Here is a 22,981-nt window from a genome sequence, read left to right as displayed (position 1 = left end):
AGGGACGAGTACGAAACCCGCGACCTGCCCATCCAGCCGGCAACCCCGCGGCCATCGGCCCCCGAGGATTCGGCACCGAAGGCCCGATTCGTGCGCGACAGCGCGATCGTCGCCTATCGCAACCTGCTGACCATCCTGCGGGTGCCGACGCTGCTGGTCACGGCCACCATCCAGCCGCTGATGTTCGTGTTCCTGTTCGCCTACATCTTCGGTGCCTCACTCGGCGGCGATCAGTACCGGGAGTTCCTCCTCGCCGGCATCTTCACCCAGACCGTGGCGTTCAACGCCGCGTTCACCACCGTCGGCCTGGCCGGTGACCTGCAGAAGGGCATCATCGACCGAATGCGCACGCTGCCGATGTCGAGGCTGGCGGTGCTGATGGGGCGCACGCTCTCGGACCTGGTCGTCAATATCGTGAGCCTGGGCGTGATGTCGATCTGCGGATACATCGTCGGCTGGCGCATCCACGGCAGCTTCGGCGACGCCGTGATCGCCTTCGCCATCATCTTGCTGTTCGCGTTCGCGATGTCGTGGGTCGGCGCCCTGACCGGTCTGGTCTCCCCGACGGTGGAAGTGGCGCAGAGCGCGGGCCTGATCTGGCTGTTCCCGCTGACGTTCATCTCCTCGGCGTTCATCTCCGCCGAAACCCTGCCAGGGCCCCTGCGCGCCATCGCCGAATGGAATCCGATCACCGCTGTCTCGGCAGCGGGCCGCAAGCTCTTCGAGAACGACTCACCGCCCAGCTTCGTCCCCGCGACGGGCTGGGCCGCGGAGAACTGCATCCTCTACGCGATCATCTGCTCGCTGGTCATCCTCGCCATCGCGATGCCGGCGGCCCTCCTGCAGTACCGCAAGGTCGCCAGCCACTGAATTGTCGGCGGCTGGTGCCGCGGTTCTCGGCGCTGAACTCCGCCTCTTCCCTCCCTACGGGTACTCCTTCGTCGCACCCTCCGGTCAGTCCATCGGCGGAGGCGCGCCGAGAACAACGAGAACGCCGAAGGCCGCCTTCCCGAATCGGGTAGGCGGCCTTCGGCGTCGTGCGTTCACATTCCCTATCCGCGGCGGCGGGTCTTCAGGAGGTCGAGTCGCTCCTTGAGCAGCTCTTCGAGCTCCTCCTTGCTGCGACGTTCCAGCAGCATGTCCCAGTGGGTGCGCGGCGGCTTGACCTTCTTGGTCTCCACGGAGGTGCCCTCCATGAGCTGCCCCTCCTGGCCGTTACGGCACAACCAGGTGGGCGGGATCTCCGCGTCATCGGCGAACGGGACGTCGAATTCCTCACCGTTGTCGGTGCGGTAGCGGGCGATCCGGCGCGGGGCCAGGTCGTGGTCGCGATCGGTCTCGTAGCTCACCGCTCCGAGCCGGCTGCCCCGGAGTACGCGATCTGCCATGTGTGCTCCTGTAATTTCGGCGGCTGGTGCCGCAACTCGTACTACCTCAACGCACGGGAAGTCTGAACTGTTCCATTGTAGTCGCCCGGCCACATCAGCCGAGCGACCCCCGAATCGGCGCCGTCAGTAGCTCGGTATCGAGAGGATGCCCGCTCAGCGAGACCTGAACCGGCGAATTGTTTCGCGGGCCGATAGGGTTTCGGATCATGTCGCGCAGTCGCCTGCTGTCCTGCCTGTGGTGCGGGCGGGAGATCGTGGATTCGGAGTCGGGGCGGCGTCGCCGTTATTGCCGACAGTCGTGCCGTCAACGTGCCTATGAGCACCGCAGCAGTCTCAAGGGGACCGGGATTCCCGAGGACGCTGTCGTGCTGACCGCGCAGGAGGCCGCCGATCTTGCCGATCGGTGGTTCGCGGCGCGGTGTGCGGCCGAGGACGTGGCGACAGCGGTGGGCGAGGGTGCCTCACCAGGGGAGCTCGCGGAGTTGAGTGCCACCTTGGTGCAGTTGGCCAGGGAAGCCGAACGTCTTCGCTGAACGCGGGAGTCGACGCTAAATCGCCGCGGACTCTCTGGCCCGCAGGTACACGGCCGCCACACCCCCGGCGACGAATACCGCCAGCGCGGTCGCGGCACCGGCGGTCGCGAGGTCGGGGTCGGTCAGTGCCTGGCCGCGGAGGGCCTGCCAGACCACGAGGGTGAGTAGGCCGAAGTAGCCTGCGGCAGCGACCACGAGCAGGGCTGTGCGGATGGTTTCGGTCCGCAGCCAGGAGTAACGCCGCGCGAGGGCGACCAGGGCGACGGTGAGCAGCAGCAGCACCTGGATACCGTGCAGGCCGACGAAATGGGGGATGCGCAAGTCGCCACCGGTGGTGCTCCAGTGGGTGATCGGCATGCCCGCGGCACTGTCACGTGCTGTATCACCGGGCCGCACCGTGTGCCCGGCGACCAGCCCCACCACGGTGCCGTCGGACTGGCGGACGAGTTGCGGCCCGGTGAACCCCATCAGATAGCCGAGCGCCATCCCGGTCACCGCCAGCCACAGGCCGGCCTTCAACGCGATCCTGGTCGGCCGGTCCGCCAGCTTCTGCCACGAAATGATCACCGCCAGTACGAGATTCGCGATGAACAAACCGGGCACGCCGGAGGTGAACACCAGCTGCCCGATCTCGTTGACCGGGTCGGGGGAGTCGTTGAAATGGCTGAACGTCCCGCGTGCCGCCTGTAGCGCGATGAACCCGACATCGGCGACACCGGTGACCGCGAAGACGGTGCCGAGCCACCAGGTGGCTCGCCGCCCGCGATGGGGCAGCCGCAGAATCCAGGCCAGGGTCACGCCGTAGAGGGCGAAGGCGAGGCCGAACTTGGCCGGCTTGAGCCACACGGACTCGCCGAGCAGCAGCCGATCGTCGACCACCATCCCGACCATAGACACCAGGACCAGTGCGGCCATGAGCGCCGAATTCAGCAGCAGTGGGCCGTGCCAGGGGGTGCGGTCGGTGGCATCGTTCGCGGTGCGGAACCCGATCCGGGACAGGGTGTGGGTGAGGTCGATCGTCGCCATGGATCGAAGGTAGAAATCCGGTGCGCCACATCACGTCCCGCTGCGGAACGGTTCGTCTCCGATACCGGGGTACGGGTCGGCCTACCCTGGTTCTAGGGGTTTTCTCAGATCCCCATCCGCCAGATCGCGGCATCGACCGCACGGGGCGAGACGAGCGCGAGTGCCTGCAGCACCCGGGTGTAGGTCGGGTACAACTCGACCGGGCGGGTCCGGATCGCGGTGATGATCCAGTCGGCGGCACCCTCGGACGACAGCGCGGGCGCGTCGTCGTATTTGCCGGTGGGCGCGATCATCTCGGTGCGCACCAGCGGGTACCCGACGGTGGTGACGTGCACGCCGCGCCGCCTGGTCTCCGCGCCGAGACTGCGACCGAACGCGCCGAGCGCCGCCTTCGACGCGTGATAGGCGGTGAACAGCGGCATCGACCCGGCGGCCACACCCCACGTCGCGACATTCACGATGTGTCCGGTACCGGCGTCGAGCATCGATGGCAGCAGGCCCATCGTGAGCCGCGTCGCCCCGAAGTAGTTCAGCGCCATGGTTCGCTCGTAATCGTGGAACCGATCGGTGGCGTCGGCAGCACCCCGGCGGATCGACCGGCCCGCGTTGTTCACCAGCACGTCGATGGTCCCGAACTGCTCGAGCAGGGCCTTCGACAGTGCGTCGTTCTGCTCGGCGTCGGCCAGGTCGCAGGTGATCATCTCGGCGTCCCCGCCTTCGGCGCGCACCGCGTCACGCACCGCGGCCAGCGGCTCGGCATTCCTGGCCACGAGAACCACCCGTGCGCCTTCCCGGGCGAGTGCGTGCGCCGCGGCCTTGCCGACTCCCGACGAGGCGCCCGTCAACACCACGGTCTTTCCCGCGATCTCGTGCTGTTCGTCACGAACCAATCGCGCGAGCAAGCGGGGCAGCGTGGGCGGGTTGAGCAGCACCGATTGTGCGACCTGGGCGAACACGGGGACTCCTGTCGAGTCGAACAGCGGGGACGAGCACTAATTTACTCAATAGTAAATTACAAAATAGTCAATTGGGTGTCAACGGGCACGGGGGTCGATGGTTGGATGGACCGGTGAGCACAGCCGGTACCAAGGGCGTCCCGCGTCCCGAGCGCGAACAGCAGATCCTCGACGCGGCCGTCGCCGAGATCGGCCGCGTCGGTTACGCGGGGCTCTCGCTCGCCGATGTCGCGCACCGCGCGGGGGTGTCCAAGCCGCTGGTCTACACCTACTTCCAGTCCAAAGACGGGCTCTACATCGCCTGCGTGGACCGCGCGGCCGCCCTGCTCTTCGACGCGATCGAATCCGCCATCGCCGGCGCGGATGGTCTCGGCAAGGCAGCACGCACCCTCGACGCGATCTTCGCCGCCCTGGAACCTCGCCCCCACGACTGGACCGTGCTGTTCGACCGCTCCCACCCCGACGACGGCCCCGCCGCCGACGCTGTCCGGGCGGCCCGCCGCCGCATCGCCGCGCAAGCCGCCCGCGGTGTCGCCGACGCCATCAGCGCCGTCGAACTCACCGACCCGACGGATGTCTCCGCGCTGACCGATGTCTGGATGGGCGCGGTGACCTCCCTGGTGCTGTGGTGGTTGCGTCACCCCGACCAGAGCGGCGCTCAGATGACTGCCCGCACCCACCGCCTCGTCGGCGCTCTCCTGGCCGCCCCACGCTGACCGAGACCCGCACCCCGACTGCTGTCGAGGTGCGGATTCGCCTGTCCGGCAATAGCTTACGAGACTGGTTCGGTGGTCGAGCCGACAGCCGGCAGCAATTGCGCGAGCAGTGGGGCCCACTCGTGGCGGCGTTCGGGGAAGCAGCGGTCCAGCAGGTCTCGCATGATCGACGGTGCGATGGACGCGCCGGGGGAGGCGCCGAGCAGGCCGGCGATGGTGCCCTCGGCGCCGGTCACCAATTCGGTGCCGAATTCGAGTACGCCACCGCGCTGGGGGTCGGGTTTGACCAGTTGGGCGCGTTGTCCGGCTTGGATCAGGGTCCAGTCGGCGGGGTCGGCGGTGGGGTAGAAGCGTTGGAGTTGGGCGAACTTGCGGCGCGGGGAGGCCAGGAGTTCGGTGATCAGGTAGCGGACCAAGCCGAGATTCTGGAGGCCGACCGCAACCAGCGGGATGATGTTGTGCGGGCGCAGGGTGGTGAACAGGTCGGTGAGTTTGCCGTGGCGCAGCAGGCGGGTGCTGAAGGTGGCGTAGGGGCCGAACAGCAGGGCGCCCGTGCCGTCGACCTCGCGCCGATCCAGATGGGGGACCGACATCGGTGGGGCGCCGAGGGCGGCTTGGCTGTAGACCTTGGCGTGGTGCTCGGCGACGACATCGGGGTTGTCGGTGCGCAGGAATTGCGCGCCCAGTGGGAACACCGCGTACCCGCGCACTTCGGGCAGGCCTGCCCGCTGGAGCAGCCGCAGCGCGTAGCCGCCCGCGCCGACGAACACGAACCGCGTGCGCACGACGAATCGCCGCCCGCTGTCGAGATCGCGTCCGCGCACGGTCCAGAGCCCGTCCTTGCCACGCGCGAGCCCGGTGATCTCGCGATGCATCCGCACCGCGTTGCCCGCGCCCCGCATCGTCGACAGCAATGACCTGGTCAGCGCGCCGAAGTCGACATCGGTGCCCGCGGTGTGCCGGGTGGCCGCCATCGCCTCGCTGTCGGCCCGGCCGCGCACGAGCAGCGGCGCCCACTGTGCGATCACCGCACGGTCCTCGGTGTATTCCATCTCGGCGAAGGCAGGCAGTTCCCGCAGCGTCGCGTACCGCTGCCGCAGGTAGGCGATATCGTGCTCGCCGAACACCACGGTGACGTGCGGTGCCGGGGTGAGGAAGTCAGCGGGCTCCAGTTCGCCACGATGTGCGAGCGCGGACCAGAACCCGCGCGAGAGCGCGAACTGATCGGCGATACCCGCGGCCTTGGTGCCGTCGCCGGGGTCGGGCATGTAGTTGAGCTCGCACATTCCCGAGTGCCCGGTGCCCGCGTTGTTCCAGGGATGGCTGCTCTCGGCCGCCGGTTCGCCGAGCCGCTCGAACAGCGCGATCGACCAGTCCGGCGCGAGCGTGCTCAGCAGCGCGCCGAGGGTGGCGGACATGATGCCGCCGCCGATCAGCACCGCGTCGAGAATGTCTTCGCCACTGCCGGTTTCGGGCCTGGTGGGTGTGGTGTCGTTCATGTCGAACCTCCCGTGAGCTGTGTACCGCTATCGTCCCGCCGGGAGCAGTCATCCGTCCAACACGGAATCGCCGAAGATATGATCCGGATATGGATGATTCCGCCGACGTGGGAGCGCAGGCGGTCGCTCCGCTGCTGGCAGCCTTCGTCACGGCCGCCGAAGAAGGTCACGTCACGCGGGCGGCGGAGCGGCTCGGGGTGCCGCAGTCCTCGCTCAGCCGCCGCATCAAGACGATGGAGCACCTACTCGGGGTGGTCCTGTTCCAGCCGGTCGGACGCGGGGTCGCCCTCACCCCGCAGGGTCGCGATCTCTACGCGCGCACGCGCGAGCTGGTGCGCGGCCTCGACGACGCCATCGCGCGGGTTCGCGCCGACGCCGATCCGGAGAGCGGGCTGGTCCGTTTCGGGTTCCCGCTCACGCTGGGCCCGGTCAGCATCCCCACGCTGCTCGCGCAGTTCCACACCCGCGCGCCACGGATCCGGCTGCACCTGGTGCAGGCACATGGCGAGGCGCTGGCCGAACAGGTACGCGACGGCCGGCTCGACCTGGCGGTGATGATTCCGCCGCCCGGCGACCTGCCCGCGGTGGACCTCGGCCGACAGCGCATCGATCTGCACGTCGCGAAAACCCACCGGCTGGCCGGACGCACCCGCATCGACCTCGCCGACCTCGCCGGCGAGGCGTTCATCGCGAACCCGCCCGCCTACCAGCTCCGCACACTGCTCGATACCTGGTGTGCCGCAGCGGGTTTCACCCCCCGGGTGGTCTTCGAGATCACCGAGTTCGAAACCTTGCGAGCACTGGTCGCGCTGGGACAGGGCGTCGCGCTGCTGCCCGCCGCCGAAGTCGCGAACCCCGATCTGGTGGTGATACCCATCGATGGCGAACGCGACCGCGAGGTCGGCCTGGTCTCGGGAGACCATGACTCGACGCTCGCGGTCGCGCGGCTTCGGGAATTTCTGATCGCGCGCCGGGCGGCGATCAGTGGGTGAGCGGGGGTATCAGTCCTGGGCGACGCCGGCATCGACGCCACGCGCGGCGAGCCACGGGTGCGGGTCGATCGGGGCGCCGTACAGCGAGCCGTCCGGTACGTGCACCTCGTAGTGCAGGTGGGGGCCGGTGGAGTTGCCACGGTTACCGACGGTGGCGATGGTGTCACCGGCGTTCACGTGCTGGCCGGGGGCGACCAGAATGTCGTTGACGTGGCCGAACACGCCGATGGTGCCGTCATCCTGCTGGACGCGGACCCACAGACCGAAGCCGGAGGCCGGCCCGGTCTCGATCACGGTACCGTCGGTGACGGCGAAAACGGGCGCGCCGATCGGGTCGCCGAAGTCGATGCCGTTGTGCGCGGTGCCCCAGCGGGCGCCGTAGTAGGAGGTCAGTCGGCCGTTGACCGGTCGGACGGTCTGCGGGCGCGGCGGCGGCGGGGGAGCGATGAACGGCAGCTGCGGCAGTTCCAGCGCCACCGCTTCGCGGTGCTCCTCCCACGGGATCGGGGCGGACACGGGGGCCTGGCCCTGCGGGCCCTGGGCCTCGGCGGGAGTGTACGCGGTGAAGCGGTACGGCGACTGGCCGCTGTTGATGGCCTCGGTGGCGTCCGCGGCGATCGTGGAAGTGGGAACAGGGCTCTCGGGCGCACTGAAAGTGGCGACGGAGGTACCCACGAGTGCGGACAAAGCCACCGCACCCGCGACAACGCCTCCCCAACGGCCTGCGAAGGCGTCGGAGACTCGAGCAGATAACGGGTTGGTCACGAACATGGTTATGAACGTAGCTAAACCGTAACCTTCGGCGCGAATGATGTGGTTGCGATCACGAACCGCTATAACGCCAGTTGATCTATAACAATACCCTAACGAATATCAGCATCCGGGGACTCACCGGGTGAAATGTCGCCGTGCAAGATCGTTGCCGAAACTCCGCTTCCCGGGGACACTGATTCAGTGGACGCTAACGGAGTCCGAGCTATCACAGCGTTATCCGACCCCACCCGGCGCGCGATCTTCGAATCGTTGCCGCAGGGTCCACGCTCGGTAGCCGACCTCGCCGCCGCCACCGGTATCACCAGCTCAGCCGCGTCGCAGCACCTGCGCGTCCTGCGGGAAGCCCATCTCGTGCGCATGCGCCGCGACGGGAACAGGCACCTCTACTCCCTCGACCCCCGCGGCCTCAACGACGCCCGCGACTACCTCGACAAATACTGGCCCAGCGCCCTGGCCGCCCATGCCGCCGCCCTGCGGGAGGCGACCGATGCCGACCCGGCTCAACCCACCCGGCGATAGCGCGAGCGACCCGACTCGGCCCAGGCCTGCTTGTCCAGCTGCATGTCCACCGCCGCGATCACCTCGGGTACCCCGATCCGCAGCAGGCCGGGGTCGGTCGACAGCCCGTCCGGATCGCCGACCTGTCCTGCCCACAGCACCGCGTGCCTGCCGAGCAGGTGCGCGGGCGGCCCGCCACGGCGCGGTGGGGTCGGGCCGAAGAGCAGCACCGTGCGGGTGCCGAACGCCGTAGCCAGATGCGCGACACCGGTATCGCCGCTGATCACGAGCGCGGCCTCGGCGACCGTGGCCGCGAGATCGGTGAGGTTCTGCCGACCCGCGAGGACCCGGTCGTCGGGCAGGCCCGCCTGTGCGGCCACCTGCCGGGCGATGTCGTGTTCGAACGGGTCGCCGGTGAGCACCACGTCGCGGCCGAGCACCAGCAGGTGCCGCACCACCGCGGCGAACCGTTCCGGCGGCCACCGGCGCGCGGGCGCGCCCGCACCGATGTGGACGACGACGCAATCGCGGCGGCTGATCGAGGCCACCGGCGGCACCAACCCGAGGTTGCGCCGATCCGCGTCGATGCCCTCACCTTCGAGCAGCCGGCACCACCGGTCGACCACATGCGCTTCGGGATCCCAGCGCGGACCGGCGAGCTTGGGCAGGGCGGGCGTGCGATGACCGATGATCCGCGCGGCCCCGGTATCGGCCAGTGCCCGCGCGCTGGCGCCGTCGGGGCCGTGCAGGTTCACCGCCAATTCGGGCGCGGGTCCATCCCAGATCAAGGCGGCCGGATCGGCGATGGCGACGAGTTCGTCGACCGAGGAGATCAGGTCGACGATCTGCTCCAGCCGATGTGGCGCCGCCAGGACGATCCGGCTCTGCGGTTCGGCCCGGCGCAGGGCACGCAGAGCCGGGACCGCGGAGAGAAGCTCACCGAGGCCCCGAGCTTGCAGCACGAGTACAACCGACACATTCTTCATCTACCCGGGACTGTCGCCGACCAAACTTTCGCGAGGGCAACGATGTGACGAGCCGCATTCGTGCCCGCCGACCGCGCGCGCCTCGGGCGCGACACGATGACGGGCCCAGCTAATGCCCGGAAAACCAGAGCGAGCGGGCATAACATCTCGTCATGACGACAAATACCGTGCTAGGGAGCCCGTTTACGGCTCTTGCCAAGAAAACCTGGCAAACAGTTCTGGTCACCGGCCTGCTCGCGGTGGTCCTCGGCATCATCGTGCTCGTGTGGCCCGGTCCGTCACTGTTCGTGGCGGGCATTCTGTTCGGCATCTACATGGTTGTCAGCGGCATCTTCCAGCTGATCGCCGCCTTCACCCATCTGCCGAGCACCAGCTTCCGGGTGCTGTCCTTCATCAGTGGTGTGCTGTCGCTCATCATCGGTGTGTTCTGCTTCCGCGACGACCTCGCCTCGATTGTGTTGCTGGGGTTGTGGATCGGTATCAGCTGGCTGTTCCGTGGCATCGCGGTGCTGTTCGCCGCGATCGCGGAGCCGAGCGTGCCCGGCCGCGGCTGGCAGATCTTCTACGGCGTCATCAGCGCGCTGGCCGGTGTCATCCTGATCGTGTGGCCGATCAGCTCCATCGCCACGCTGGTCTTGGTGGTCGGCATCTTCCTGATCATCATCGGCGTCATGGAGATCATCACCGCCTTCGGCATCCGCAAGGACTCGCACCTACTGGACGAGCAGCTGGGCTGAATCCTCCCCACGGAAAGTTCGTCTGATCCGGCCGGTGCCTTCGGGCACCGGCCGCTGTCGTCTGAACTACGCTTCGAACCCATGGAATTCGTTTACGACCTGGTGGTCGTCACCCACCTGCTCGGCATGGCCGCGGTGGTCGGTGGCTATGTCGCGTCGCGTCCGGTGGTGTCGGAGCTGATGGTGTGGGGCGCTCGCGCGCAGCTGATCACCGGGGTGATCCTGGCCGGGCTGGCCTCGGGAGTCGACTCGCTCGACAAGGATCCGGATACGACGAAACTGGCGGTGAAGCTGGTCATCTCGGTCGCGGTGGCCGCGTTCGCCGAAATGGGCAGAGGCGATGCCAAGCGGGGCAAGCAGATCGACTGGATGACCGACGCCGCGGGCGGACTCGCGATCGTGAACGTCGGAGTCGCGGTCCTGTGGACGTGACCGGCGTGCGATTTCTGGGCATCCACCACGCCGCGATCATCGCCACCGACTACGCCCGCTCGAAGCGTTTCTATACCGAAACCCTCGGCGGCACCGTGCTCGACGAGAACTACCGTGCCGATCGCGATTCGTGGAAGCTCGACATCGCGCTGGCCGACGGGATCCGGATCGAGCTGTTCTCGTTCCCCGACCCGCCCGCACGCCCGAGCAGGCCGGAGGCGGCAGGCTTGCGGCACTTGGCGCTGGCCGTCACCGATGTGGCTGCCACGCTCGCGCAACTGCGAGCACGGGGTGTCCGGACCGAGGAACTGCGCACCGATGAGCACACCGGCAAGCAGATGGCCTTCTTCTTCGATCCGGACGACCTGCCGCTCGAGCTGTACGAGGCGTGATCAGTGCGTCGCGCGCGCCCGCCGCGCGAGTTCGACTGTCGCCGCGCGCAATTCGCTGATCTCCTGCAGCGGTGCGGCGTAACCGACTCGGGTGAGTGCCACGCCGCGCGGTGATTCCACCCGCAGATCGAGGCCGTAGCGGTCGGCCTTCTCGCAGGTGGCGGCGATGGCGTCGGGAAAGCCGCCCAGCTGCTGGGCCATCGCCAGCAGTGCTTCGGCGTGGTCGGCGTTGAGGTGCGCGACACCGGGTGCTGCGTGCGCGACGATCGGGTCCGGCTGTGCGGCAAGGTATTCGGCGGCCGAGGCCGAATCCATCCGGCCGTAGCCGCCGACCCAGCGCACCCGTTCGATCCGCAGCACCCACAGGGTGAAGTCGCTGTAGTCGATGTAGTACTTGGCCGCCGGGATCGCGGTGAGGTGTGCCGCGCGGGCCGCTTCGGCCTCGGCGCCGGTCGGCTGCTCCACGTGTCCGGCGAGGGTGATCCGGGTGCCGGCGAGCGGATCGGCCGGAATGTCGGGCGTGACGATCGCGATGCTGGCGCGTGGATCGGCGGCCAGGTTGCGGCCGTGTTCGGCCAGGCGCGACACGCTCAGCACCGGTGCGCCGTCGAGCAATCCGTAGGTGATGAACGATGCCCACGGTGCGCCGTCGGCGGTGAGGCTGGCCAGGGTGCCGGTATTGGTGCCCGCCGCAATCGTTCTGGCTTCTTCGGCCGGCGAGGGGCGGGCCTCGTTGGCCAGAGGAGCGGTCGGCAGCGGAATGGCAGGTGCGTCGCCCGGGTCGCCGTGGTCGAGAGTCATGGCCACAGCGTATCCACCGGACGCGAACGGCGGGGCATGCTCGCCAACCAGCTGTGCAGCGCCTCGTAGACCGCGTCGTGATTGAGCAGGCTGAAATGGTTCGCCGCGGGGATGTGCAAGCCGTTGACCGCGTCGAAGTCGAGACGTCTGGTGCGTCCGCGACCCGAGCCGCTGCCCGCGAGGACCATGCCGTCGCCGATGATCACGCCGAGTGGATGCTTCGGGCTGTGGGTGATGGTCGTGGTGACGAAGTAGTGATCGACGCCGGGGAGCAGCGGTACTTCCTTGATCGCCCGCGCGCGCAGGGTGTCCACGTCGAGGTCGCGCCAGTCGTCGTCGACCAGCGACCCTTGACGCAGGTCCCTGATGCCCGCGCTGCGCCTGCGCAACAGGGTGCTCAGCGGCCGGGTCTCGGGCAGCAGCTCGAGTGCGGCCGACGCGTAGTGCACGAACTGCTCGAGCGGTGCACCCAGGTGCGGGGAGCCCAGGCACACCACCTGCCGCACCGCGCGCACCCACGCCTGGCCCGACTCCTCGGCCTGATGACAGGCGCTGCGCATGACCAGCCCGCCCATCGAATGCCCGATCAGGCAGATCTCGTGGACCGGCATCGGCCAGCTCTCGACCAGGCGCGTGAGCAAGGCGTTGAGCTGGGCGGCGTTCTCGGAGATGTGCAGGCCGGAATTGAAGCGGACGTAGATCGGGGTGTAGCCGAGATCGTCTTCCAGGCGCTCGCCGTAGGTGGGGCGCCCGCCGAGGCGCCAGGCGTGTTCGGTCTCCACGAGTCCGTGCAGGAGCACGACCAGCCGGGTGGTCGGTACCGGGACGTGGGCGGCGAACTCCTCGGGTGGGACGGGGACGCCGTCGACGCGAAAAGTCATGGGGGAGGACAGGATCGGCTTCTCGTCTGCCAGCGTGTCACCGATCAGACCCTGGATCGCGGCCAAGATGCCCGCGCCCCACACGGTGCGCGAGGGCGCGGTGACGCCGGGCAGCTGGACCGCGCTCGCCACTTCGCCGACCACGAATCCGGTGCCGCTGACGGCCGCGTACACGCCATCGGTGATGGCGTCGTGCACGGTCTTCACCGGAGCGGCGGCGGGTCCGACGCCCAGCCGAATCGCCGCGAACACCCGGTCGGAGATGGCGCGGTGCATCGCTGCGATCCCCTCGACCGCGCCGGCGAACTCGTCACCGGCCAGGCGTGTGAGTGCCTGTACTTCGGCCTGGGGTTGGGGGAGCTGCTCCGTCACGTGGTTGAGAGTACAACTGTGCACCGAATGTCGCTGTGTCCGGGGCGCGTTCTGTGACCAGCGACGATGCCCGGCCTTTCGGGCTGTGGTGCACACGAATCGCATCGAGATACAGAGATATGCGCATCAAAATATGTGTTTGCCACGACTATGCGGAAAGACCGGCTACGCCGGCCTGGCAGGGGAGGGGCCGGTCGGGTTCGGGACGGCGGTCGCGTGCACCGCCGTCCCGGTGATCACGGCCGGTGCATGATCGCGTACCAGAGCGCACCCATCGTGCCGAGGACGAAAAGCGGGGAGAGAAACCAGGTTTCGACCCGATTGCCGGTGCGTTCGATCAGCGGAACCCGCGTGCGCAACGGGAACGGCCACAACAGCCGGCAGCCCCGATCGGTGAGGCAGTCGCCCAGCAGATGCGCCAGACACCCCAGCCCGACGCAGATCGGCAGCCACACCGGTCGATCGACGATCCAATGATCGACGGCGAAAGTTCCCGCCGATGCCAGCACAACCACCGTGCCGTACGTCCGCACGCTCTTCCCCGGTGGGCACAGGTGCAGCGACCGCACCGCCAGCGCGAGCAGGAAGAACACCAGGCTCAAGGTGAACGGCCGCCCAAGGTAGTGCTCGCCCGCCCAGGTGGCCGCGATCGCCGCGACGACGAACAGCAGCGAATGTGTTCCGTGCCGGTGCCCGCCCGACACCCAGGAGATCAAGCGGCACAGGTGATGTGACACCGGCCCGAGCACGTGGGAAATGGTGCCGCTCGGATGATCGGCGTCCGGCAACAGCGCCGCGCCCGCGGTGAGGAACGTACCGATGATGAGTTCGGCGATGCCGAATTTCGTTGTCTCGCTGTCGAACAGAGGGAAAGCGGCAACCGTGAGTGGTAACGCTGCGGCAGTACCGGCCCAGGCCAGCGCCCCACTCGTCGCATGTGAATGTCCTAGCACCCCGCAACGTTAGAGTAAGTCACTACTTTGGCGCATATGCCGTGGACAGCGCTGGAATGCGGGGCGCGCCTGGATCGTTGGGCCAGGGGGAGCTACCAACGAGAGGACCACGATGAACGCTTTCAACGACCAGGTGATCGCCGAGTTCCGTGCCAACGGAGGTCGCGTCGGCGGCATGTTCGAAGGCAACGACGCCATGGTGATCATCACCACGACCGGCGCGAAGTCCGGGCGCGCGATTACCAATCCGCTGGTGTATCTGCCCGACGGCGATCGGATCGTGCTGATCGCCTCCAACGGCGGCGCCGACAAGCATCCCGCCTGGTATTTCAACTTGGTCGCCGACCCGGAGCTCACCCTCGAGGTGGGATCCGAAACCTACCGGGGCAAGGCGGAACTCGTCGCCGATCCCGAGCGGACCGCCCTCTACGACCGGATGGTCGAGCGACTGCCGGGCTTCGCCGAGTATCGCGACAACACCAGTCGCGAGATCCCCGTGTTCGCGGTGTACCGCACGAATTAGGCGTACCTCCGGCCCTGCGCGGCGACGCAACACTGCGTGTCCGCGTCTATTTCTCGCTGCCTCGAGCGGAATGGTTGCCGAGGCGGGTGAGCTGCTGGTTCGATCGGCCGGTGACCGAAACCATCGACGTGCCACGCATCGTCCACGCCTCCCGCGAGATCGCGGCGAGCCCCGCCGTGATCTTCGACCTGATCGCCGATCCCGCGCAGCAGCCGCGCTGGGACGGTAACGACAATCTCGCGCAGGCGAACACGGGCCAGCGGGTGCGCGCGGTCGGCGACGTGTTCACCACGACGCTGACCAACGGTGCCGACCGCGACAACCACATCGTCGAGTTCGAGGAGGGCCGTCGCATCGCGTGGAATCCGTCCGAGCGTGACAAGACCCCGCCCGGCCACCTGTGGCGCTGGGAGCTGGAGCCGATCGACGACACCCACACTCGGGTGACCCATACCTACGACTGGACCGCACTGCACGACGAGCTGCGTCAGGTGCGGGCCAGGGCGACGACCGCCGACAAGCTGCAGGCGTCGGTGGACCGGCTGGCCGAGCTCGCCGAGTCCTGATCGACAGCGAAACACCCTGCGGCTCATGGTGCGCCGCAGGGTGTTTCGTGGTGAGGATCAGACCAGGTCGAAGCGGTCCAGGTTGCTCACCTTGGTCCACGCGGCGACGAAGTCGTGCACGAACTTCTCCTTCGCGTCGTCGGTGGCGTAGACCTCGGCGACGGCCCGCAGCTGCGAGTTGGAGCCGAACACGAGGTCGACCCGGCTACCGGTCCAGGTCACCGCGCCGGAGGCGCGATCGCGGCCCTCGTAGACCCCGTCGTCGGTCGCCGACGGAGTCCACTCGGTACCCATGTCGAGGAGGTTGACGAAGAAGTCGTTCGTCAGCGCACCCGGGGTCTCGGTGAACACACCGAGCGGCGCGGACTGGTAGTTCGCGCCGAGCACCCGCAGACCACCGATCAGCACGGTCATCTCCGGTGCGCTGAGCGTGAGCAGGTTCGCCTTGTCGATGAGCAGGAATTCCGCGGGGATCTGCGCGTCCTTGGACACGTAGTTGCGGAAGCCGTCGGCCGCGGTCTCGAGCGCGTCGAACGACTCGATGTCGGTCTGCTCCTGGGTCGCGTCGGTGCGGCCCGGCGTGAACGGCACCGTCACCGGGAAACCGGCGGCCTGAGCGGCCTGTTCGACACCGACCGCGCCGCCGAGGACGACCAGGTCGGCGAACGACACCTGCGCACCGCCCGCGGCGTTGAAGGTGTCCTGGATGCCTTCGTAGACGCGCACCACCTGGGCGAGCTCGTCGGGCTGGTTGACCGCCCAGCCCGCTTGCGGCTGCAGCCGGATCCGGCCACCGTTGGCGCCGCCGCGCTTGTCGCTGCCGCGGAACGACGAGGCCGCCGCCCACGCCGTCGACACCAGCTGGGCGATGGTCAGCCCCGAGGCCTGGATCTGGCCCTTGAGCGTGGCGATCTCGCCTTCCCCGATGACCGGCCCGGTCTGGGCGGGAACCGGGTCCTGCCACAGCAGTTCCTCGGACGGGACCAGCGGGCCGAGGTAGCGGACGACCGGTCCCATATCGCGGTGGGTGAGCTTGTACCAGGCGCGGGCGAACGCGTCGGCGAACTCCGCGGGGTTGTCCAGCCAGCGGCGGGTGATCGGCCCGTAGATCGGGTCGAACCGCAGCGACAGGTCGGTGGTGAGCATGGTCGGCGCGACCTTCTTGCCCTCGATGAACGCGTCGGGCACGGTGTCGGCGCCCGCGCCGTCCTTCGGGATCCACTGGTGCGCGCCCGCCGGGCTCTTGCTGAGCTCCCATTCGTACCCGTAGAGGGTTTCGAGGAAGTTGTTGTCCCAGGTGATGGGGGTGCTGTTCCAGATGCCTTCCAGGCCACTGGTGATGGCGTGCTCGCCGACGCCGGTGCCGAAGCTGCTCTTCCAGCCCAGCCCTTGCTGCTCCAGTGGCGCCGCTTCCGGTTCGACACCGACCAGCTCGGCGTCGCCCGCGCCGTGGGTCTTGCCGAAGGTGTGGCCGCCCGCGATGAGCGCGGCGGTCTCCTCGTCGTTCATCGCCATCCGCGCGAAGGTCTCGCGGATGTCGGTGGCGGCGGCGATCGGGTCCGGATTGCCGTTGGGGCCTTCGGGATTGACGTAGATCAGGCCCATCTGCACCGCGGCCAGCGGCCGGTCGAGGTTGCGTTCACCGGTGTAGCGTTCGTCGCCGAGCCAGGTGCGCTCCGGGCCCCAGTACACGTCCTCCTCTGGCTCCCACTGGTCGACGCGGCCGCCACCGAAGCCGAAGGTCTCGAAGCCCATCGACTCGAGCGCGACATTGCCGGTGTAGACGATGAGGTCGGCCCACGACAGCTTGCGGCCGTACTTCTTCTTCACCGGCCACAGCAGACGGCGCGCCTTGTCGAGGCTGGCGTTGTCGGGCCAGCTGTTGAGCGGCGCGAACCGCTGCATCCCAGCGCCTGCGCCGCCGCGGCCGTCGCCGACGCGGTAGGTGCCCGCGGAATGCCAGGCCATCCGGATGAAGAACGGGCCGTAGTGGCCGAAGTCGGCGGGCCACCAGGGCTGCGAGGTCGTCATGACCTGCTCGATATCGGCCTTCACCGCGGCCAGGTCGAGGGTGGCGAATTCGGCCGCGTAGTCGAAATCCTCGCCCATCGGGTTCGCGACGGCCGGATTCTTCTGCAGCAGTGTGAGATCGAGCTGATTGGGCCACCAGTCACGGTTGCTGCCACGCGCGTCGGTGGACGCGAGGGGGCGGTGCATGACGGGGCAGCCACTGTCACCGGGTTCCGTGTTGGCTTCCGCGATAGGTGGGTGTTCCTCGGGCACGGTGAATCCTTTCAGGAGAGTGAAGGTGCTGACGTGCAGTCGGGGCAGCGGCCCCAGTAGATGACCTCGGCCTCGTCGACGACGAAACCGCGATCGTCCAGGGGAGTCAGACAGGGCGCGTCGCCGACAGCGCATTCGACATCGACGATCACCCCACAGGATCGGCACACCAGGTGATGATGGTTGTCACCGACGCGGGTCTCATAACGCGCGACGGTGCCCATCGGCTGGATTCGCCGGAGCAGTCCGGCGCTGGTGAGGGCCCGCAGTACGTCGTAGACGGCCTGCTGGCTGACGGCCCCGAGGGTGGCTCTGACTCGGCTCAGGATGGTGTCCGTGTCGGCGTGCGGATGCTGGTGCACTGCGGTGAGCACCGCCAGGCGTGGCGCGGTGACGCGCAGTGAGGCTGCGCGCAGCATCTGTTCGTAGGCCGGTTGGGTGGACACATTCCAGATTATGACTCATTCCAGATAACTGGGGAAGGGTTTTCGCGAAGTTTTCGTGGTGACATATCGGGCGAATCACGCGATACTGGCGGGGAAGACCGGCTCGGGGAGCTCGGTCCATGAACTCGGGGTGGGAACGATGTCGAATCGTCAGTGGTATGCCGTGTCCGCGATCGCGGCGGCCCTTCTGGTCGGGGGCTGCGAGTCGGGGCAGTCGGTCGAATCCGCGCCGACGAGCAGCGCGGCGACGACGAGCACGACGGTGCGCGCCACCACGCCGCCGGCCCCGCTGCTGAACCGGCGTGGTGACAACGGTGCGGTGGTCCAGCAGGACGGGCTGGTCGGCGCGGGCAAGCTCGATATCGTCAACGGCAACAGCGACGACTTCGCGGTGGTGGTGACCAATGGCGATCCCAAGAAACCGCAGGCCACGATCTACGTGCAGGGCAACTCCAACGCCACGCTCAACGGGATCGACGGCACCTACTACGTCTATCTGAAGACCGGAAAGGACTGGGACGAGGCGACGCTGGCCTTCACCCGCGAGCGTGAATTCCAGAAGTTCGACGACCCGTTCGACGGTGACTCCGACTGGGAGATCACGCTGCAGCCCTCGATCGGTGGCAACGCCAGCACCAGCGACGTACCCTCCTTCTGACCGCGGCGAAAGGCCACAGAACTGTGAACTGTGCCAAGGAATGCCCGGTCCGCCTGCGCGTCGACTAGCCTGCCGGGTGTCCGTTCCCCGAACGAAGGTGATTCATAGTGACTTCCGTAGTCGATGACCTTGCTGTCGATGCCCCCGATACAGCGTCGAAGGTAGGGCACTACTACCGGGTCGAGGGCGTCTACGAGGTCGGCCGCGAGAAGATCCGCGAGTACGCGCGCGCCGTGCAGGACTTCCATCCCGCGCACTGGGAGGACGAGGCCGCCGCCGCGCTCGGCTACTCGGGCCTGGTCGCGCCTCTGACGTTCGTCTCGATTCCGGCTATGGCTGCCAACAAGCTGCTGTTCGAATCGGTCGTCGTCGGCTACGACATGTTCGTGCAGACCGAGCAGGTCTTCGAACAGCACAAGCCGATCGTGGCCGGTGACCGTCTCGTGGTCGACGTCGAGCTGTCCTCGGTGCGCACGATCGCGGGCAAGGACCTGATCACCGTCACCAACACGTTCGTCGACGAGCTCGGCGAGACCGTGCACATCATGCACACCACGGTCGTCGGCATCACCGGCGACGACGGCGTCTCGCCCGAGATCACCGCCGCGGTGGAGAACATCATGCTCCACGGGGTCAGCATCTTCAGCGCCGAGAAGAGCGCGGCCGTGGAGACGACCCTGCGTCCCGAGGGCGAGGTGCCGCTGTCTGTCGAGGGCGCCGCGCGTGTCCCGAACACCGCGCTGTCGTTCGACGAGCTGACCGTCGGCGCCGAACTGCCGCTGCGCGATGCCCGCGTCTCGCGCGGCGACCTCGTCAACTACGCCGGTGTGTCCGGCGACAACAACCCCATCCACTGGGACGAGAAGATCGCCGAGCTGGCCGGTCTGCCCGACATCATCGCCCACGGCATGCTCACGATGGGCCTTGGCGCGGGCTTCGTGTCCACCTGGTCCGGCGACCCCGGCGCCGTCACCCGCTACGGCGTGCGCCTGTCGAGCCCCACGATCGTCAGCCGGGAGGGCGGCGAGGTCGAGTTCACCGGCCGCGTGAAGTCCCTCGATCCCGAGACCCGTTCGGCGGTGATCGCGATCACCGCCAAGTCCGGCGGCCGCAAGATCTTCGGCCTCGCCACCGCGAACCTGCGCTTCCGCTGAACCCGGCGCGGTGGACCCGAACCAGTGATCGGGTTCACCGCGGCGCGGCGGCGACCTCGGATGGCGTTGTGGCGTGCGGGGTTTCGGCCTCGACCGGGCTCACCCGCACCCACGTGTTGTTGACCGCCGAGGTGCCGGAGAGCGGGTCGGTGCGGGCCGGGTCGTGCAGCAGGTTGACATTGGCGCCCGGTAGCGCCGCCGCGACGGACCAGCCGACTCCGGGTTCGCGATGCCCCCAGCCGTGCGGGATCGCCACCACCCCGGCACGGATATCGCCGCTGATCTCCACCGGAACCACGATCGAACCGACGGGGGATTCGACCGTCGCCGGATCACCGTCGGTGAGACCGCGGGCGGCGGCGTCGTCGGGGTGGATGAGCACGGTGCAGCGGTCGCGGCCCTTCACCATCGACGGGATGTTGTGCAGCCAGGAGTTGTTGCTGCGCAGGTGACGCCGGCCGATCAGCTGCAGGTCGTAGCCGGGCTCGGCCGCCGCGGTCGCGTCGTCGAGAACCGTGCGTACCGCCGCCAGGAAATCCGGGGGAGCCAAGTGTGTCCTGCGGTCGCTGGTGCCGATCAGTTCGGGCAGCCGTGGCCGCAACGGGCCGAGGTCGACACCGCCCGCCGCGTCCCGAATCTTTTTCAGCGTCAACCCGTTTCGTCCGCGACGCAGGACTCCGTAGGGGCCTGTCGCGACGGCGGCCGCGGTGAGCCGCAGGGGGCTGAACTGTTCGAACGCGGCGTTGAGCGCGCGTCCGGTGACCCGTCGTACCGGCAGCGGGACCATCTCGGTCACCAGCTTTGCCAGGATCTGCCAGTCCTCCAGCCCGTCGGCCGGTGGATCGAATACCTTGGCGTCGTAGCGGGCGTTGTTGCGCACGCTGAAGATCGGGAACAGCAGGCTCAGTTCCTCGCGTTCCAGTGCCGAGACCGGCGGCAGGATGAAGTCGGCGTGCCGCGTCGTCTCGGTGACGTACATGTCGACGGCCACGTAGAAATCCAGGGATTCCAGCGCGGCATCGAGCTTGTCGGCCTGCGGGGTCGAGAGCACCGGATTGCCCGCGTAGGTGATCATCGCTTTGATCTGGCCCGGTCCTTCGGTGCGGATCTCCTCGGCGAGGACCGCGACCGGCAGTTCGCTGCGGAACGACTTGTGCGCGCCGGAGCGGTCGGTCCACGCGCCGTGTCCCATCGGCAGGTATTTCGCGTACCGGGCGGCGTCGACGACGGGGGTCGCGAACATCTGGCCGCCCGCGCGATCGAGGTTTCCGGTGACCGCGTTGATCGTGTTGACCAGCCAGTGGGTTAGTGTGCCTGTCACCTGCTGGCACACCCCGATTCGCGCGTAGATCACCGCCGACGGCGCCGCCGCGTGGTCACGCGCCAGCCGCCGGATGGTCTCGGCGTCGACCCCTGCCAGTGACGCCATGCGTTCGGCGGTGGTGTCGGCGACCAGTACGGCGAGCTCGTCCCAACCGGTGCACAGTGCGCGCACCGCCTGTTCGTCGCACAGTTCTTCGGTGACAAGCACATGCAGCATTCCGAGCAGCAGGTAGACATCGCCGCCGGGACGTACCGCCACGTGTTCGTCTGCCAGCCGGGCCGTTTCGGTGCGGCGCGGGTCGATCACGACGACGGTGCCGCCCCGGGCACGGACGTCTTTGATGCGCGTTTTCGCGCCGGGCATGGTGGTGATCGATCCGTTGGACACCGCGGGGTTGGCGCCGAGCACCACCAGCCGGTCGGTGCGGTCGATGTCGGTGATCGGCATCAGCACATTCGAACCGAACATCCGCCACGCGACGAATTCCTGCGGGAACTGATCGATCGAGGACGCGGAGAAGAAATTGCGGGTCAGCAGGACGGCCCGTAACAGGCCGCCGTACATCACCGAGGAGCTGTGCGCGGCCGGGTTGCCGATGTACATCCCGATGGCGCTGGGACCGTGCGCGGCTCGCACCGCGCGCAGACGCTGCCCGATCTCGCGGAACGCCTCGTCCCAGCCGACCGGCTGGAAGGTGTCGCCGACGCGGCGCATCGGTGTCCGCAGCCGGTCCGGATCGTGGTGCAGACCGCCCATGGCTGTCGCCTTGGGGCAGATGTAGCCCTTCGACAGCACGTCATCCGCATTTCCTTCGATGCGGGTGACCCGCGAATCCTCGACCGTGACCAGAATTCCGCAGTGTGCCTCGCACAGGGTGCACTGCCGGGCAATTGTCGTGCTGTCCACAGCTTTTCCTACTCTCCGCTGAAACCGCTCATGCCACGGTAACGCGACCGGGGCCTCGGCAGATCCGTCTACGGTCGGATTTCGGCGGCGTCTGGTGTCCGGGCGTAATATCGTTCGCGATACGAAGGGCCTTCATTTTCCGCTCAGATGAGGAGCAGATTTCGATGCGTTCCACAGTTCGTCTCGGCCTTGCGGCCGCCGCGGTGACGGTCGCCGGGATCGCGGGGCAGGCCACCGCCGTCGCTCAGCCCACCTACTACGACCCGATCATCACCCCGTGCAGCCACCTGTTCCGCACCGCGCTCGAGCCGCAACGCCCCGGCACCGATGTGTACTGGAGCCCGTTCGGCACGTCGAACATCGTCTGCTACGACGACGGCACCGGGATGGAGAACTATTACCAGCGAGACCCGTGGGGTCGCTGGCACGACATGAACGAACTGACCCCTGGTCACTTCTTCTACGTGATCTTCGATTCGCCGGTCCCGGATCAGGCGACCTGGGGCTGAGCGGACGGTTCGGGTGGGCTCAGCCGCGTAGACCCCTGAGGGCGGTCTCGACCACGCGATCGGCGAATTCGGTGGTCAGCGTGCCCGTGCGCAGTAGCCATCGGTCCAGCAGCGGGCCCCAGATCATCGCGATGGCCACGTCGAGGTCGATGTCGTCGGCGAGCTGGCCCGCGGCCTGCGCGGCTTGCAGTCTGCGGCGTTTGAGCGCGTCCATCGGCGCCTGGAGGCGTTCGGCGTAGGTGGCGGCCAGGGTGGTGTCGTTCAAGATCGCGCTGGTCAGGCCGCGTAAGGGGAGATCGAAGCGGGGGTCGGCGAGTTCGGCGACGGTGGCGCGGAGAACGAGTTTCAGGTCGGCTTCCAGATCGCCGGTATCAGGTAGGCCGGGTGCCTCGCCGGCACCGGACTCACTGAGCATCAGAAAGGCATCGAGCAGGACCGCGCCCTTGGAGGGCCACCATCGGTAGACCGTCTGCTTGCCGACGCCTGCTCTGGCGGCGATCGCCTCGATGGTCAGCTTGTCGAAGCCGACCTCGCCCGCCAGCTCGAAAGCGGCGGACAGGATCGCGCGCCGGGATCCTTCGTTGCGGCGGGTCGCGTCCGCCGACGGTCTCGGCGCGGGATTCACCTGCTGGCTCATGCCGACATGATAGCAATCAAAAGAGACGAGACGTTGCGT

At 68.0% G+C, this 22,981-nt stretch carries 26 protein-coding genes; 13 read left to right on the top strand and 13 right to left on the bottom strand.

The window, feature by feature from the left end; all coding sequences use genetic code 11:
- Positions 1-90: 90 nt before the first annotated feature.
- Complete coding sequence (locus tag ACWZHB_RS14685; protein ID WP_427909168.1) at positions 91-870, top strand: ABC transporter permease; 780 nt, start codon at positions 91-93, stop codon at positions 868-870.
- A 182-nt stretch (positions 871-1,052) separates the two neighbouring features.
- Here ACWZHB_RS14685 and ACWZHB_RS14680 read toward each other — a convergent pair whose 3' ends face one another.
- On the bottom strand, positions 1,053-1,388 hold the full coding sequence (locus tag ACWZHB_RS14680; protein ID WP_067453486.1) for an RNA polymerase-binding protein RbpA: 336 nt from the start codon (positions 1,386-1,388) through the stop codon (positions 1,053-1,055).
- Between the two features lie 206 nt (positions 1,389-1,594).
- On the opposite strand from ACWZHB_RS14680, the gene ACWZHB_RS14675 reads away from it, so the two are divergent.
- On the top strand, positions 1,595-1,921 hold the full coding sequence (locus tag ACWZHB_RS14675; protein ID WP_266289836.1) for a hypothetical protein: 327 nt from the start codon (positions 1,595-1,597) through the stop codon (positions 1,919-1,921).
- A gap of 15 nt (positions 1,922-1,936) precedes the next feature.
- On the opposite strand, the gene ACWZHB_RS14670 is transcribed toward ACWZHB_RS14675, so the two are convergent.
- The gene (locus tag ACWZHB_RS14670) at positions 1,937-2,947 is read right to left on the bottom strand and encodes a hypothetical protein (RefSeq protein ID WP_427908495.1); all 1,011 of its coding nucleotides are present in this window, start codon (positions 2,945-2,947) and stop codon (positions 1,937-1,939) included.
- A 104-nt stretch (positions 2,948-3,051) separates the two neighbouring features.
- Entirely contained in the window at positions 3,052-3,903 is an 852-nt protein-coding gene (locus ACWZHB_RS14665) for an SDR family oxidoreductase (protein WP_427908494.1), read from the bottom strand.
- Positions 3,904-4,016: 113 nt separating this feature from the next.
- On the opposite strand from ACWZHB_RS14665, the gene ACWZHB_RS14660 reads away from it, so the two are divergent.
- Positions 4,017-4,619, top strand: a complete 603-nt coding sequence (locus ACWZHB_RS14660; RefSeq protein WP_427908493.1) for a TetR/AcrR family transcriptional regulator — start codon at positions 4,017-4,019, stop codon at positions 4,617-4,619.
- A 56-nt stretch (positions 4,620-4,675) separates the two neighbouring features.
- On the opposite strand, the gene mqo is transcribed toward ACWZHB_RS14660, so the two are convergent.
- Positions 4,676-6,118, bottom strand: coding sequence for a malate dehydrogenase (quinone) (mqo, locus tag ACWZHB_RS14655; protein ID WP_427908492.1), 1,443 nt, complete (start codon positions 6,116-6,118; stop codon positions 4,676-4,678).
- 89 nt (positions 6,119-6,207) lie between these two features.
- On the opposite strand from mqo, the gene ACWZHB_RS14650 reads away from it, so the two are divergent.
- On the top strand, positions 6,208-7,110 hold the full coding sequence (locus ACWZHB_RS14650) for a LysR family transcriptional regulator (RefSeq protein WP_427908491.1): 903 nt from the start codon (positions 6,208-6,210) through the stop codon (positions 7,108-7,110).
- A gap of 9 nt (positions 7,111-7,119) precedes the next feature.
- On the opposite strand, the gene ACWZHB_RS14645 is transcribed toward ACWZHB_RS14650, so the two are convergent.
- Positions 7,120-7,881 (bottom strand): M23 family metallopeptidase, encoded by a 762-nt coding sequence (locus tag ACWZHB_RS14645; protein WP_427908490.1) that lies wholly within the window; start codon positions 7,879-7,881, stop codon positions 7,120-7,122.
- Between the two features lie 183 nt (positions 7,882-8,064).
- Between ACWZHB_RS14645 and ACWZHB_RS14640 the strand changes: the two genes are divergently transcribed.
- Positions 8,065-8,403 carry an ArsR/SmtB family transcription factor gene (locus ACWZHB_RS14640; protein ID WP_427908489.1) on the top strand — a complete coding sequence of 113 codons (339 nt, stop codon included), beginning with the start codon at positions 8,065-8,067 and terminating at the stop codon, positions 8,401-8,403.
- Here ACWZHB_RS14640 and ACWZHB_RS14635 read toward each other — a convergent pair.
- Positions 8,385-9,359, bottom strand: a complete 975-nt coding sequence (locus ACWZHB_RS14635) for a glycosyltransferase family 9 protein (RefSeq protein WP_427909167.1) — start codon at positions 9,357-9,359, stop codon at positions 8,385-8,387. The two genes, ACWZHB_RS14640 and ACWZHB_RS14635, sit on opposite strands and share 19 nt — an antisense overlap.
- A 161-nt stretch (positions 9,360-9,520) precedes the next feature.
- Between ACWZHB_RS14635 and ACWZHB_RS14630 the strand changes: the two genes are divergently transcribed.
- The 3 genes from ACWZHB_RS14630 to gloA2 all read left to right on the top strand — a co-directional run bounded on the left by ACWZHB_RS14630 (position 9,521) and on the right by gloA2 (position 10,929).
- On the top strand, positions 9,521-10,105 hold the full coding sequence (locus tag ACWZHB_RS14630) for an HdeD family acid-resistance protein (RefSeq protein WP_427908488.1): 585 nt from the start codon (positions 9,521-9,523) through the stop codon (positions 10,103-10,105).
- Positions 10,106-10,186: 81 nt separating this feature from the next.
- Positions 10,187-10,537: a hypothetical protein gene (locus ACWZHB_RS14625; RefSeq protein ID WP_427908487.1), complete on the top strand. Its 351-nt coding sequence runs from the start codon at positions 10,187-10,189 to the stop codon at positions 10,535-10,537.
- A complete protein-coding gene (gene gloA2, locus ACWZHB_RS14620; RefSeq protein WP_427908486.1) occupies positions 10,528-10,929 on the top strand; it encodes an SMU1112c/YaeR family gloxylase I-like metalloprotein in 402 nt (133 codons plus the stop codon). The genes ACWZHB_RS14625 and gloA2 overlap by 10 nt, the downstream gene beginning before the upstream one ends.
- On the opposite strand, the gene ACWZHB_RS14615 is transcribed toward gloA2, so the two are convergent.
- The 3 genes from ACWZHB_RS14615 to ACWZHB_RS14605 form a co-directional block, all read right to left on the bottom strand.
- Positions 10,930-11,730 carry a HugZ family pyridoxamine 5'-phosphate oxidase gene (locus ACWZHB_RS14615; protein WP_427908485.1) on the bottom strand — a complete coding sequence of 267 codons (801 nt, stop codon included), beginning with the start codon at positions 11,728-11,730 and terminating at the stop codon, positions 10,930-10,932.
- On the bottom strand, positions 11,727-12,983 hold the full coding sequence (locus ACWZHB_RS14610) for an esterase/lipase family protein (RefSeq protein WP_427908484.1): 1,257 nt from the start codon (positions 12,981-12,983) through the stop codon (positions 11,727-11,729). The genes ACWZHB_RS14615 and ACWZHB_RS14610 overlap by 4 nt, the downstream gene beginning before the upstream one ends.
- A gap of 236 nt (positions 12,984-13,219) precedes the next feature.
- A complete protein-coding gene (locus ACWZHB_RS14605) occupies positions 13,220-13,936 on the bottom strand; it encodes a metal-dependent hydrolase (RefSeq protein ID WP_427908483.1) in 717 nt (238 codons plus the stop codon).
- 112 nt (positions 13,937-14,048) lie between these two features.
- Between ACWZHB_RS14605 and ACWZHB_RS14600 the strand changes: the two genes are divergently transcribed.
- Complete coding sequence (locus ACWZHB_RS14600; RefSeq protein WP_427908482.1) at positions 14,049-14,459, top strand: nitroreductase family deazaflavin-dependent oxidoreductase; 411 nt, start codon at positions 14,049-14,051, stop codon at positions 14,457-14,459.
- A 110-nt stretch (positions 14,460-14,569) separates the two neighbouring features.
- Complete coding sequence (locus ACWZHB_RS14595; RefSeq protein WP_427908481.1) at positions 14,570-15,025, top strand: SRPBCC family protein; 456 nt, start codon at positions 14,570-14,572, stop codon at positions 15,023-15,025.
- 57 nt (positions 15,026-15,082) lie between these two features.
- Here the strand turns inward: ACWZHB_RS14595 and katG are convergent, their stop codons facing one another.
- The gene (gene katG, locus ACWZHB_RS14590; protein WP_427908480.1) at positions 15,083-17,308 is read right to left on the bottom strand and encodes a catalase/peroxidase HPI; all 2,226 of its coding nucleotides are present in this window, start codon (positions 17,306-17,308) and stop codon (positions 15,083-15,085) included.
- 11 nt (positions 17,309-17,319) lie between these two features.
- On the bottom strand, positions 17,320-17,727 hold the full coding sequence (locus ACWZHB_RS14585; RefSeq protein ID WP_427909166.1) for a Fur family transcriptional regulator: 408 nt from the start codon (positions 17,725-17,727) through the stop codon (positions 17,320-17,322).
- Between the two features lie 166 nt (positions 17,728-17,893).
- Between ACWZHB_RS14585 and ACWZHB_RS14580 the strand changes: the two genes are divergently transcribed.
- Both ACWZHB_RS14580 and ACWZHB_RS14575 read left to right on the top strand, forming a co-directional pair.
- Positions 17,894-18,412, top strand: a complete 519-nt coding sequence (locus tag ACWZHB_RS14580) for a hypothetical protein (protein ID WP_427908479.1) — start codon at positions 17,894-17,896, stop codon at positions 18,410-18,412.
- A gap of 107 nt (positions 18,413-18,519) precedes the next feature.
- Positions 18,520-19,566: a fused (3R)-hydroxyacyl-ACP dehydratase subunits HadA/HadB gene (locus ACWZHB_RS14575; protein WP_427908478.1), complete on the top strand. Its 1,047-nt coding sequence runs from the start codon at positions 18,520-18,522 to the stop codon at positions 19,564-19,566.
- A gap of 34 nt (positions 19,567-19,600) precedes the next feature.
- On the opposite strand, the gene ACWZHB_RS14570 is transcribed toward ACWZHB_RS14575, so the two are convergent.
- Positions 19,601-21,796 (bottom strand): molybdopterin oxidoreductase family protein, encoded by a 2,196-nt coding sequence (locus tag ACWZHB_RS14570; RefSeq protein ID WP_427908477.1) that lies wholly within the window; start codon positions 21,794-21,796, stop codon positions 19,601-19,603.
- A 164-nt stretch (positions 21,797-21,960) separates the two neighbouring features.
- Here ACWZHB_RS14570 and ACWZHB_RS14565 point away from each other — a divergent pair, with 164 nt between their 5' ends.
- Positions 21,961-22,305, top strand: coding sequence for a hypothetical protein (locus ACWZHB_RS14565; RefSeq protein WP_427908476.1), 345 nt, complete (start codon positions 21,961-21,963; stop codon positions 22,303-22,305).
- 19 nt (positions 22,306-22,324) lie between these two features.
- On the opposite strand, the gene ACWZHB_RS14560 is transcribed toward ACWZHB_RS14565, so the two are convergent.
- A complete protein-coding gene (locus tag ACWZHB_RS14560) occupies positions 22,325-22,942 on the bottom strand; it encodes a TetR/AcrR family transcriptional regulator (protein WP_427908475.1) in 618 nt (205 codons plus the stop codon).
- Positions 22,943-22,981 lie beyond the last annotated feature (39 nt).

The organism is Nocardia sp. FBN12 (assembly GCF_054031145.1).
Note: the sequence above shows the minus strand (reverse complement) of the source record. Positions and strands in the feature narration are given on the sequence as shown.

What these genes read in the sequence shown, in the direction of transcription:
- ACWZHB_RS14675 (WP_266289836.1), top strand. Translation starts at nt 1,595, where the DNA reads ATGTCGCGCAGTCGCCTGCTGTCCTGCCTGTGGTGCGGGCGGGAGATC.
- ACWZHB_RS14680 (WP_067453486.1), bottom strand. Translation starts at nt 1,388, where the DNA reads ATGGCAGATCGCGTACTCCGGGGCAGCCGGCTCGGAGCGGTGAGCTAC.
- ACWZHB_RS14580 (WP_427908479.1), top strand. Translation starts at nt 17,894, where the DNA reads ATGTCGAATCGTCAGTGGTATGCCGTGTCCGCGATCGCGGCGGCCCTT.
- ACWZHB_RS14645 (WP_427908490.1), bottom strand. Translation starts at nt 7,881, where the DNA reads ATGTTCGTGACCAACCCGTTATCTGCTCGAGTCTCCGACGCCTTCGCA.
- ACWZHB_RS14630 (WP_427908488.1), top strand. Translation starts at nt 9,521, where the DNA reads ATGACGACAAATACCGTGCTAGGGAGCCCGTTTACGGCTCTTGCCAAG.
- ACWZHB_RS14650 (WP_427908491.1), top strand. Translation starts at nt 6,208, where the DNA reads ATGGATGATTCCGCCGACGTGGGAGCGCAGGCGGTCGCTCCGCTGCTG.
- ACWZHB_RS14560 (WP_427908475.1), bottom strand. Translation starts at nt 22,942, where the DNA reads ATGAGCCAGCAGGTGAATCCCGCGCCGAGACCGTCGGCGGACGCGACC.
- ACWZHB_RS14600 (WP_427908482.1), top strand. Translation starts at nt 14,049, where the DNA reads ATGAACGCTTTCAACGACCAGGTGATCGCCGAGTTCCGTGCCAACGGA.
- ACWZHB_RS14615 (WP_427908485.1), bottom strand. Translation starts at nt 11,730, where the DNA reads ATGACTCTCGACCACGGCGACCCGGGCGACGCACCTGCCATTCCGCTG.
- ACWZHB_RS14585 (WP_427909166.1), bottom strand. Translation starts at nt 17,727, where the DNA reads ATGCTGCGCGCAGCCTCACTGCGCGTCACCGCGCCACGCCTGGCGGTG.
- ACWZHB_RS14565 (WP_427908476.1), top strand. Translation starts at nt 21,961, where the DNA reads ATGCGTTCCACAGTTCGTCTCGGCCTTGCGGCCGCCGCGGTGACGGTC.
- mqo (WP_427908492.1), bottom strand. Translation starts at nt 6,118, where the DNA reads ATGAACGACACCACACCCACCAGGCCCGAAACCGGCAGTGGCGAAGAC.
- ACWZHB_RS14670 (WP_427908495.1), bottom strand. Translation starts at nt 2,947, where the DNA reads ATGGCGACGATCGACCTCACCCACACCCTGTCCCGGATCGGGTTCCGC.
- ACWZHB_RS14625 (WP_427908487.1), top strand. Translation starts at nt 10,187, where the DNA reads ATGGAATTCGTTTACGACCTGGTGGTCGTCACCCACCTGCTCGGCATG.